Raw genomic sequence first — 5,601 nt, 5'->3', positions numbered from 1 at the left:
TTGTTGTTTGGTGTCGGCGGTGACTTACTCTCCCACAACCTCCCGGTTGCAGTACCATCAGCGTGTGCAGGCTTAGCTTCCGGGTTCGGAATGGGACCGGGCGTTTCCCTGCAGCTATTGACCACCGACAAACCTTCAGAACATCTACCCTCTTTGATGGGTGTTCGGGTGTTGTGTCAGATACTGCATAGTGGACGCGGTCACGACAGTGACTGTTTCTTGTTTTTGTTGTTTTTTGCCAGCACACATAGTGTGTGTTGGTGTTTGTTGTGGTCAATTAGTACCAGTAGCCTTCACACCTTACAGTGCGTCCAGGTCTGGCCTATCTACCCTATCGTCTTTAGGGGACCTTAACGAAACCTCATCTTAAAACAGGCTTCCCGCTTAGATGCTTTCAGCGGTTATCCCTTCCGTACGTAGCCAACCAGCGATACCCCTGGCGGGATAACTGGCACACTAGAGGTACGTCCGTCCCGGTCCTCTCGTACTAGGGACAGCTTTCTTCAAGTTTCAACGCGCGCGGCGGATAGAGACCGAACTGTCTCACGACGTTCTGAACCCAGCTCGCGTGCCGCTTTAATGGGCGAACAGCCCAACCCTTGGGACCTACTCCAGCCCCAGGATGCGACGAGCCGACATCGAGGTGCCAAACCATCCCGTCGATATGGACTCTTGGGGAAGATCAGCCTGTTATCCCCGGGGTACCTTTTATCCGTTGAGCGACACCACATCCACAAGTAGGTGCCGGATCACTAGTCCCGACTTTCGTCCCTGCTCGACATGTCTGTCTCACAGTCAAGCTCCCTTGTGCACTTACACTCACCACCTGATTGCCAACCAGGCTGAGGGAACCTTTGGGCGCCTCCGTTACATTTTGGGAGGCAACCGCCCCAGTTAAACTACCCACCAGGCACTGTCCCCAACCCAGATCATGGGCCAAGGTTAGATGCTCAATCCGATCAGAGTGGTATTTCAACAACGACTCCACCACCACTAGCGTGATAGCTTCCAAGTCTCCCACCTATCCTACACAAACCGAACCAAACACCAATACCAAGCTATAGTGAAGGTCCCGGGGTCTTTTCGTCCTGCCGCGCGTAACGAGCATCTTTACTCGTAGTGCAATTTCACCGGGCCTGTGGTTGAGACAGCAGAGAAGTCGTTACGCCATTCGTGCAGGTCGGAACTTACCCGACAAGGAATTTCGCTACCTTAGGATGGTTATAGTTACCACCGCCGTTTACTGGGGCTTAAATTCTCAGCTTCGCCAACAACGTTGACTAACCGGTCCTCTTAACCTTCCAGCACCGGGCAGGCGTCAGTCCATATACATCAACTTAACGTCTTCGCATGGACCTGTGTTTTTGATAAACAGTCGCTTCCCTCTATTCTCTGCGACCCCACAACGCTTCCAGCCGCACGGACCTTCACATCGTAGGGCCCCCCTTCTCCCGAAGTTACGGGGGCATTTTGCCGAATTCCTTAACCACAGTTCACCCGAACGCCTTAGTATTTTCAACCTGACCACCTGTGTCGGTTTAGGGTACGGGCCATACACACACATCGCTAGAGGCTTTTCTCGACAGTACAGGATCACCACCATCAACCCCAACGGGTCTACGCATCACGCCTCAACCAAAAGTGCAGCGGATTTACCTACCACACGGTCTGCACGCTTACACCACCAATCCAATAAGTGGCGTGGCTACCTCACTGCGTCACCCCATCACTTGAACCACACATCAGGCCCCACGACATCAACACCACCAGACTTCAAAGAAGACCAGCAATGCATCCGCGGTGGTTAGTATCAGTGCTTTATCATGGGCGCGCATGTACGGGTACCAGAATATCAACTGGTTATCCATCGACTACGCCTGTCGGCCTCGCCTTAGGTCCCGACTCACCCTGGGAAGACGAACTTGACCCAGGAACCCTTAGTCATCCGGCGGATAGGATTCTCACCTATCAATTCGTTACTCATGCCTGCATTCTCACTCGCACACAGTCCACGCCTCCTTACGGTAACGCTTCAACCCATGCACGACGCTCCCCTACCCAACTAAAAAAGTTGCCGCGGCTTCGGCGGTGTACTTGAGCCCCACTACATTGTCGGCGCAGAACCACTCGACCAGTGAGCTATTACGCACTCTTTCAAGGATGGCTGCTTCTAAGCCAACCTCCTGGCTGTCTTCGCGATCCCACATCCTTTTCCACTTAGTACACCCTTAGGGGCCTTAACCGGCGATCTGGGCTGTTTCCCTCTCGACTATGAAGCTTATCCCCCACAGTCTCACTGCCGTACAACACAATTAGTGGCATTCGGAGTTTGGCTGACATTGCTAAGATTGTAGTCCCGCTCAACCAACCAGTAGCTCTACCTCCACCAAGCTATAATACGACGCTGCACCTAAATGCATTTCGGGGAGAACCAGCTATCACGGAGTTTGATTGGCCTTTCACCCCTACCCACAGCTCATCCCCGCAGTTTTCAACCTACGTGGGTTCGCGCCTCCACAACCTCTTACAGCTGCTTCACACTGGCCATGGGTAGATCACCCCGCTTCGGGTCCAGGACATGCCACTTGACACCCCATTAGGATTCGGTTTCCCTACGGCTACCCCACACGGGTTAACCTCGCGACATGCCGCTGACTCGCAGGCTCATTCTTCAAAAGGCACGCCATCACACACACGGTGCTCTGACGGATTGTAAGCACATGGTTTCAGGAACTATTTCACTCCCCTCCCGGGGTACTTTTCACCATTCCCTCACGGTACTCATACACTATCGGTCACACTGAGTATTTAGGCTTACCGGGTGGTCCCGGCAGATTCACAGCAGATTCCACGAGCCCGCTGCTACTCGGGCAACCCAACAACCCACACACCATCATCTTCAGCTACAGGACTCTCACCTACTCCGGCAGGCCATTCCAAACCACTTCACCTAACAACAATGCGAGGGCACGGCAATGGTAGTCACCGCACATCAGGGCCCACAACACCGCACACACAACCCCTACCAGGTATCACATGCACACGGTTTAGCCTCATCCACGTTCGTTCGCCACTACTAGCAGAATCATTATTATTTTCTTCTCCTACGGGTACTGAGATGTTTCACTTCCCCGCGTAAACCCCCACAACAGCTATGAATTCACTGAAGGGTAACCCCACATAACCAGGGCCAGGTTTCCCCATTCGGACATCCTCGGATCAACGCTTAATTGACAACTCCCCGAGGCTTAACGCAGCCTTTCACGTCCTTCATCGGCTCAGCATGCCAAGGCATCCACCATGCGCCCTTAATAACGAACACACAAACCACCACACACAAAAAGCGCGGGCGGCCACACAAGTGAACTTGACAAAATAAACACAAAAAAGAAATCACACAAACACACACAACACACCACACAAAAGCGCAGCCCGTTACATGTGTTTAATGCTCGCGTCCACTATACAGTTCTCACACAACACCCCAACCACAAACCAGCACACACAAACCATGCACACCAGCAAAATGGTCAGGCACCACAAAAAGGGGATAATGCCCCAGACACCCAACAATGCACCAACATACAAACAAATACTTTTTTCAAACTGTGCACGACACTGTGTGTCACAAAGCGCCATTCAAACACTCGGTCTTTGTCTTAAAGGTGTATCTTCCACCCGGAAATTTTCAAACAAATAACGTTGGCAGCATGACACTCGCACACTCAACCAACACCCACCACAAAGTGGCAGGACAAGGCACAACTGTGCCCACAAAATATAAGCTCCTTAGAAAGGAGGTGATCCACCCGCACCTTCCGGTACGGGTACCTTGTTACGACTTCGTCCCAATCGCCGATCCCACCTTCGACGGCTCCCTAACAAGTTTGGGCCACCGGCTTCGGGTGTTACCAACTTTCATGACGTGACGGGCGGTGTGTACAAGGCCCGGGAACGTATTCACCGCAGCGTTGCTGATCTGCGATTACTAGCGACTCCGACTTCATGGGGTCGAGTTGCAGACCCCAATCCGAACTAAGGCCGGCTTTCAGCGATTCGCTCCACCTCACAGTGTCGCTGCGCGTTGTACCGACCATTGTAGCATGTGTGAAGCCCTGGACATAAGGGGCATGATGATTTGACGTCATCCCCACCTTCCTCCGAGTTGACCCCGGCAGTCTCTCATGAGTCCCCAACCAAATGCTGGCAACATAAGACAAGGGTTGCGCTCGTTGCGGGACTTAACCCAACATCTCACGACACGAGCTGACGACAACCATGCACCACCTGTACACCAGCCACAAAGGGAAAGACTATCTCTAGCCCGATCCGGTGTATGTCAAGCCCAGGTAAGGTTCTTCGCGTTGCATCGAATTAATCCACATGCTCCGCCGCTTGTGCGGGCCCCCGTCAATTCCTTTGAGTTTTAGCCTTGCGGCCGTACTCCCCAGGCGGGGCGCTTAATGCGTTAGCTACGGCACGAAAGTCGTGAAAAGACCCTCACACCTAGCGCCCACCGTTTACGGCATGGACTACCAGGGTATCTAATCCTGTTCGCTACCCATGCTTTCGCTCCTCAGCGTCAGTAACTGCCCAGTAACCTGCCTTCGCCATCGGTGTTCCTCCTGATATCTGCGCATTTCACCGCTACACCAGGAATTCCAGTTACCCCTACAGTACTCAAGTTATGCCCGTATCGCCTGCACGCCCGGAGTTAAGCCCCGGAATTTCACAGACGACGCGACAAACCACCTACGAGCCCTTTACGCCCAGTAATTCCGGACAACGCTCGCACCCTACGTATTACCGCGGCTGCTGGCACGTAGTTAGCCGGTGCTTCTTATCTAGGTACCGTCACAAAAAGCTTCGTCCCTAGCGAAAGGAGTTTACAACCCGAAGGCCGTCATCCCCCACGCGGCGTCGCTGCATCAGGCTTGCGCCCATTGTGCAATATTCCCCACTGCTGCCTCCCGTAGGAGTCTGGGCCGTATCTCAGTCCCAATGTGGCCGTCCACCCTCTCAGGCCGGCTACCCGTCGCCGCCTTGGTAGGCCATTACCCCACCAACAAGCTGATAGGCCGCGAGCTCATCCTACACCGAAAAACTTTCCAACCATCACACTAAAAATGGCTCCTATCCGGTATTAGACCCAGTTTCCCAGGCTTATCCCGAAGTGCAGGGCAGATCACCCACGTGTTACTCACCCGTTCGCCACTCGAGTACCCTGCAAGCAGGGCCTTTCCGTTCGACTTGCATGTGTTAAGCACGCCGCCAGCGTTCGTCCTGAGCCAGGATCAAACTCTCCACAAAAAAATTTCAGAACAAATCCGAAACAGGCCGTGAAAAGCCCGAAACCCAACAAAAGAACAAACCACCACAAACCCAAGTGCACAACACACAAAAAGCTCATGCTGGCGTCCAAAAAATTACTACAAAGAAAAAATAAACAGTCCCCTCAACCCGACGGGGTCAAAAAGAGGAAACCAAAAAAGGTAAACACAATCACATGCCAACCAATCCATCTCAATGCAGCCGAAACACCAAACAGCATTCAAAAAGGTACGTGTTCCACATACCCAACCGGCACACACCAACCAACAA

The 5,601-nt window shown here is 52.9% G+C and carries 3 rRNA genes; all 3 read right to left on the bottom strand.

The features are described 5' to 3' along the window. Positions 1-11 precede the first annotated feature (11 nt). Positions 12-129 (bottom strand): 5S ribosomal RNA (gene rrf, locus MHK05_RS11685). A 129-nt stretch (positions 130-258) separates the two neighbouring features. Beyond that, positions 259-3,322, bottom strand: a 23S ribosomal RNA gene (locus MHK05_RS11680). Between the two features lie 471 nt (positions 3,323-3,793). Beyond that, a 16S ribosomal RNA gene (locus MHK05_RS11675) occupies positions 3,794-5,310 on the bottom strand. The 16S, 23S and 5S rRNA genes sit together here, the layout of an rRNA operon. Positions 5,311-5,601: the final 291 nt, after the last annotated feature.

The sequence above is a fragment of the Corynebacterium nasorum genome (genome assembly GCF_022347325.1).
In the GTDB taxonomy this organism is placed as follows: Bacteria; Actinomycetota; Actinomycetes; order Mycobacteriales; family Mycobacteriaceae; genus Corynebacterium; species Corynebacterium kefirresidentii.
The sequence above is the reverse complement of the archived record's forward strand: the minus strand, read 5'-3'. Positions and strand labels throughout refer to the sequence as shown.